Raw genomic sequence first — 5164 nt, forward strand, 5'->3', positions numbered from 1 at the left:
TGGCACGCTGTTGAGTTCTCAAGGAACGGACACTTCCTTCGGACCGCCTTCCAGCGGGCCCTCCGGGCGCTTCGTTCTTTCGTGTTTCCAGCTTACCAGACGCTTTCCGCTCCGTTTTCCGGAGTTTCATTCATCCGATTCCCGCTGGCGGGATTTCCTGCGAACTTCGTCCCGAAGCCTATCAGGGCTTTCGGAGCGTTCCGTCCGTGGGATTTGCTTCGTCGGAGGGCGCGCATTTCGTGAAACGCGCTCGCCTCGATTTCGGCGGTGTCGTAGACACTAACGCCCGGGCCCGACCGTTGTCCAGTCAGTCCCAACCGTTCAAACCTACTAGCCCAACCACACCACGTCAATGGTTCGGTCGGGATGCGAGAAGACTAGCAGGTCAGCGGCCTGTTGATCACATCGGCTCAGGCCGCGACGGGCTGCAGGTCCGCCCGGTCGGCCGCGTCCACGTCGCCGAACTCCCCGCTCGCCGCGGCCTTCCGGCCCAGTACCAGCGCATAGGTGAGGAACGCCGCCTCCGCTACGACTCCGATGGAGATGCGGGCCCAGGTCGGCAGGCCGGACGGGGTCACGAAGGCTTCGAGCACTCCGGCCACCGCCAGCACCGTCGCCAGCCCGATTCCCATGCCGATGATCGAGCGGCCCTGTTCCGCCAGCGCCACCGCGCGGGTGCGCGGGCCGGGGTCGATGAGGGTCCAGCCGAGGCGCAGGCCGAGGCCACCGGACACGAAGACCGTGGTCAGCTCCAGCAGGCCGTGCGGGATGAGCAGGCCGAGGAAGATGTCGAGCCGCCCGGCCGAGGCCATCAGCCCGATGCCGAGGCCGAGGTTGACCACGTTGGCCCACATCACGACGATCACCGGAATGCCCAGCGCGATGCCGAAGATCAGGCACTGCACGGCGATCCAGGCGTTGTTCGTCCAGACCTGGGCGGCGAAGGAGCTGGCCGGCCGGTCCGAGTAGTACGCCTCGTACTGTCCGCCCGGGCGGGTCAGCTCGCGCAGCTCGTCCGGCGCGATCAGGCTGTTCCGGACCTCGGGGTGGGTGGCCATCCACCAGGCGATCAGCACGGTGACGACCATCGAGACCGCCGCGACCGGCATCCACCAGCGGCGCGCGCGGTACAGCGCGGCCGGGAAGCTCACCGTGTAGTAGCGGGCGACGTCCTGCCAGCCGTTGGTCCGGGCACCGGTCACCGCGCTGCGGCCCCGCGACACCAGGCCGGTCAGCCGGCCGATCAGGGCCGGGTCCGGCGCGGCGGCCTGGACCTTGGCCAGGTGGCCGGTGGTGCGCTGGTAGAGGGTGACCAGTTCGTCGGCCTCGTCCCCGTTGAGTCGGCGCCTACGGGCGAGGGCGTCCAGCCTGGCCCACTCCCCCTGGTGGGTTGCGACGAAGACGTCCAGGTCCATTCGGCGGCTCCATGGTCGGCGATGGCGCGAGGCGCGCGTGCGCGGGTCGGGCAGGTGCGTACGGACACGTGCGGGCCCAGCATGCCAGGAACCGTCGCCGCCCCGGCCGCCGGGATCTCACTTCCCGTGCGACCACCGGGCGCCGTATGTTTGCGGCTGCGGATCAGATTGCGGAGAGCGGGCAGTGGGGGCCGATCCAAGCGCACTCCCACCTGCTCGCATGAGCGTGAACGGACAGGTGTCTTGAGCGACCTGGTGACTGGTGAGGCGGTCGTCCTCGACCTGCAGACGGCGAAGCTTCCGAGCAGGGCGTTGGCGATCGTGCTCGACCTGCTCATCGAGTTCGCCGCCCTGTTCGTGTCGACGCTGGTGCTGAGCGTGGCCCTGTCCGACCTGGACAGCGCGGCGCTGGCCGCGACGATGCTCGGGATGACGGTCTTCTTCCTGGTCGCGCTGCCGGTGATGATCGAGACCCTCAGCCACGGGCGCTCGGTCGGCAAGGCCGCGCTCGGCCTGCGGGTGGTGCGCACCGACGGCGGCCCCGTCCGGTTCCGGCATTCGCTGGTGCGCGGGCTGGTGGGCTTCTTCGAGCTGATCGCGATAACCGGCGCCCCGGCCGTGATCACCTCCGCGCTGAACTCGGACGGCAAGCGGCTCGGCGACATCTTCGCCGGGACGGTCGTGGTCCGCGAGCGCACCCCGGCCGGAGCCGGTGCGGCCGGCCCGCTGCCCCCGGTGCACCCGCAGCTGCTGCACGACATGGGCCGTGAACTGGTCGCGATGGACCTGTCCGCGGTGCCCGAGCCGCTCTGGCTGGCGATCCGCCAACTGCTCGTCCGGGTGGGCCAGTTGGAGCCCGGCGTGACCTTCCGGATGGCCGCCGGGCTGGCCGAGGACCTGGCCGCCCGGATCGGGAACCCGATTCCGCCGGGACTGCACCCGGCCGCCTACCTGGGCGCGGTGCTCACCGAACGCCAGCGCCGGGAGTGGATGCGCGCCCAGCAGCGGTTCGCCGCCTCGGCCCCCGTCCAGGCGCCCGTCCAGGCCCCTGTCCCTCACCTGGCCGCCGCCCCGGCCCCCACCGCCGACGGCCGCCCCCACCGCGTCCTCGGCGTGCCCACGGCCCACGCACCCGCACCCGCGCCCGTACCGACACCGGCCGCCCCCGCTGCCCCGTCCTTCGTCAAGCCAGCGCAGCCGACCCAGCCCGCCCCCGACGCAGGATTCGCCCCGCCCGCCTGAGCCCACCGGCCTGAGCCGCGCCCGCCTGAGCCTTCCTGCCCGAGCTCCGCCGGCCCGAGCCGCGCTCAGGCCCCGCGCCTACTCCCCCACCGGCCAGGCGTTCCGCGGCGACTGGAGCTCCTCCAGCTCGATCCCCGCCGCCGCCAGCACCACGTCCCCGGCCAGGTGCACCACCTGCTGCTCCCCCGTCTCCAGGTCCGCCACCTGGTACCGCTCGACCAGCAGCGGCCCCGAGTCCGTCAGGTGGGTGTCCACGCCCTCCAGCAGCCACCCCTGGTCGAAGGTGCGCGGCGCCAGCACCGGCTCGGTGAACGCCACCAGCCGCACCCGCGCACTCGCCCCCTCCCGCAGCCGCAGCATCCGGGCGGTGGCGACCAGGAAGCCCGGCGAGCGCCCGGCGAAGCCGTGCGCCCGGTCGTGCCCCTCCGCCGCGTGCTCGCCGCCCGGGTCGGCCGCGTCGGTGCGGACCCACGCCACCCCGTCCACCGCGCCGCCGCGCACCTGCCAGCCGCCGGCCCGCAGCTCCATCCGCAGCGGCCGGGCCCGTGAGTCCAGCGTCAGGTCGAGGCTGCCGATCACCCGCCCGTCCGGCGCGTAGGTCTTGGAGACGTACCGCCACCCGGCCGCCCCGGGCGCGCAGCTGAACCGCTCCTCGCCGAGCAGCACGTGGTCATGGGTGTCATGGAGCGAGTACCGACCGTTGGGCATGCCCGAAGCCTACGCACCGGCGTCCGCTGCAACGTTCCGGGCCGGTGCCCGCATCAGAGGGTCGGGCGGTGCGGGAGACGCCGCCCCGACCACGAGAGCCCAACCACCGGAGCAGGGCAACGAGAGGGGGTGCGGATGGCGAAGCAGACGCGCGACGAGGAGTTCACGGAGTACGTGGCCGCCAGGGGCGGCTGGCTGCGGAAGGTCGCCTATCTGCTGTGCGGGGACTGGCACCGGGCCGACGACCTGGTGCAGGAGACCATCACCAAGCTGTACGTGCACTGGTCCAAGGCGAGCCGGGCGGACAACCGGGACGGCTACGCCCGCCGCACGCTGGTCAACACCTTCCTCGCCGAGCAGCGCACCTCCTGGTGGCGCCGCACGGTGCGGACGGACGTCGACCCGGACGCCGCGGCCGCGGTGCTCGACCTGGACGCCTCGCTCGACCTGCGCCGGGCGCTCGCGGCCCTGCCGCCCCGGCAACGGGCCACCGTCGTCCTGCGCTACTACTGCGACCTGTCGATCGACCAGGCCGCCGAGGCCCTGGGCTGTTCGGCGGGCAACGTGAAGAGCCAGAGCTCACGTGCCCTGGAGACGCTGCGCAACGCCCTGCTCCCCCGCCCCACCGCCGCAGAGAGGACGTCATGACGAACACCGACAACGTCGAGCTGGCCGTCCAGCTGGCGGACCTGGCCGCCGAGCCGGCCCCGCCGCCCGGCTTCGACCTCGCCGCGTCCATCACCGCCGGGCGGACCAGGCTGCGCCGCCGCCGACAGGCCGTCGCCGCCGCGCTGGCCACGGCGACCGCGAGCGCGGTCACGGCCGTGCTGCTGCTCGCGCCCGGTGGCGGCGGGGGCTCCGACAGCCGCCTGGTGCCGGCCGCCCCTCCCCGCGGGGAGCACCTGACCGCACCCGCCACCCCCCCGCCGACGATCGGCAGCCCCACCGACCCGCTGGTGGCCGGCGGGAAGTTCGGCTGGCTCCCCGACGGGCTGGGCGCCGAAGGCGACACCGGCTACAGCGCCGCCGACGGAGTGGTCGTCACCCGGGCCGCGCTGCCCGGCACGGCGGGGATGAGCCTCGAACTCGTCGTCTACCCCGACACCTCCGAGCCCACGTTGCGCGACGATTCCCAGCAGAAGGAGGAGAAGGTGCCGGCCTCCGCGGTCAACGGCCGGACCGCCTACTGGGTGACCGATCCGACCCACCCGACGTTCGACAGCGGACGGCGGATACTCCGCTGGCAGACCCCCGCCGGTCACTGGGCCCAGCTGTTGTCGACCTGGCCGAAGGGGACCGAGCTCCCCGATGACGTGCTGCTGCACGTAGCGTCCGAGGTCCAGGTCGGCGAGCGGCCGGTCCCGCTGCCGTTCTGGCTCTCCGGCCTGCCGGCGGGCACCCGCCCCACCAGCGCCGACCTGACCTGGCCCACGGCGGGTCAGTCCTGGGTCGCGACCGTCGGTTTCACCTCCGGCGAGATGGGCTTCGGGATCATCGTGACCCCGGTCGACAGCCCGCCGTACGGGAAGACCGACCAGAAGTGCCGGACGGAGCAGGGGCTCAGGATCTGCGCGACGGTGGAGTCCGACAGCCTGCCGCTGACCGACCGCCTCGGCGGCCTGGGCTCCCTGGCCGCGGCGGTGCACGTCACCGGCGTCGACCGGAAGACCTGGACCACCCAGGTCATCCGCTGAGCCCGGACGCGGGGGGGGGGGGGGGGGGGGGGGGGGGGGGGGGGGGGGGGGGGGGGGGGGGGGGGGGGGGGGGGGGGGGGGGGGGGGGGGGGGGGGGGGGGGGGG

The 5164-nt window shown here is 73.4% G+C and carries 5 protein-coding genes; 3 read left to right on the forward strand and 2 right to left on the reverse strand.

The features are described from left to right. Positions 1-410: 410 nt before the first annotated feature. Positions 411-1415, reverse strand: coding sequence for a stage II sporulation protein M (locus ACZ4W5_RS37635; RefSeq protein ID WP_465659728.1), 1005 nt, complete (start codon positions 1413-1415; stop codon positions 411-413). Between the two features lie 243 nt (positions 1416-1658). Here ACZ4W5_RS37635 and ACZ4W5_RS37640 point away from each other — a divergent pair, with 243 nt between their 5' ends. Beyond that, positions 1659-2657: an RDD family protein gene (locus ACZ4W5_RS37640; RefSeq protein ID WP_465659730.1), complete on the forward strand. Its 999-nt coding sequence runs from the start codon at positions 1659-1661 to the stop codon at positions 2655-2657. Between the two features lie 78 nt (positions 2658-2735). On the opposite strand, the gene ACZ4W5_RS37645 is transcribed toward ACZ4W5_RS37640, so the two are convergent. Beyond that, complete coding sequence (locus ACZ4W5_RS37645) at positions 2736-3365, reverse strand: hypothetical protein (protein ID WP_465659732.1); 630 nt, start codon at positions 3363-3365, stop codon at positions 2736-2738. Positions 3366-3500: 135 nt separating this feature from the next. On the opposite strand from ACZ4W5_RS37645, the gene ACZ4W5_RS37650 reads away from it, so the two are divergent. Next, positions 3501-4013, forward strand: coding sequence for a SigE family RNA polymerase sigma factor (locus ACZ4W5_RS37650; RefSeq protein ID WP_360244355.1), 513 nt, complete (start codon positions 3501-3503; stop codon positions 4011-4013). Beyond that, the gene (locus tag ACZ4W5_RS37655) at positions 4010-5059 is read left to right on the forward strand and encodes a hypothetical protein (RefSeq protein WP_465659734.1); all 1050 of its coding nucleotides are present in this window, start codon (positions 4010-4012) and stop codon (positions 5057-5059) included. Before ACZ4W5_RS37650 ends, ACZ4W5_RS37655 begins: the two co-directional genes overlap by 4 nt. Positions 5060-5164: the final 105 nt, after the last annotated feature.

This window comes from Kitasatospora sp. NPDC029367 (assembly GCF_055569135.1).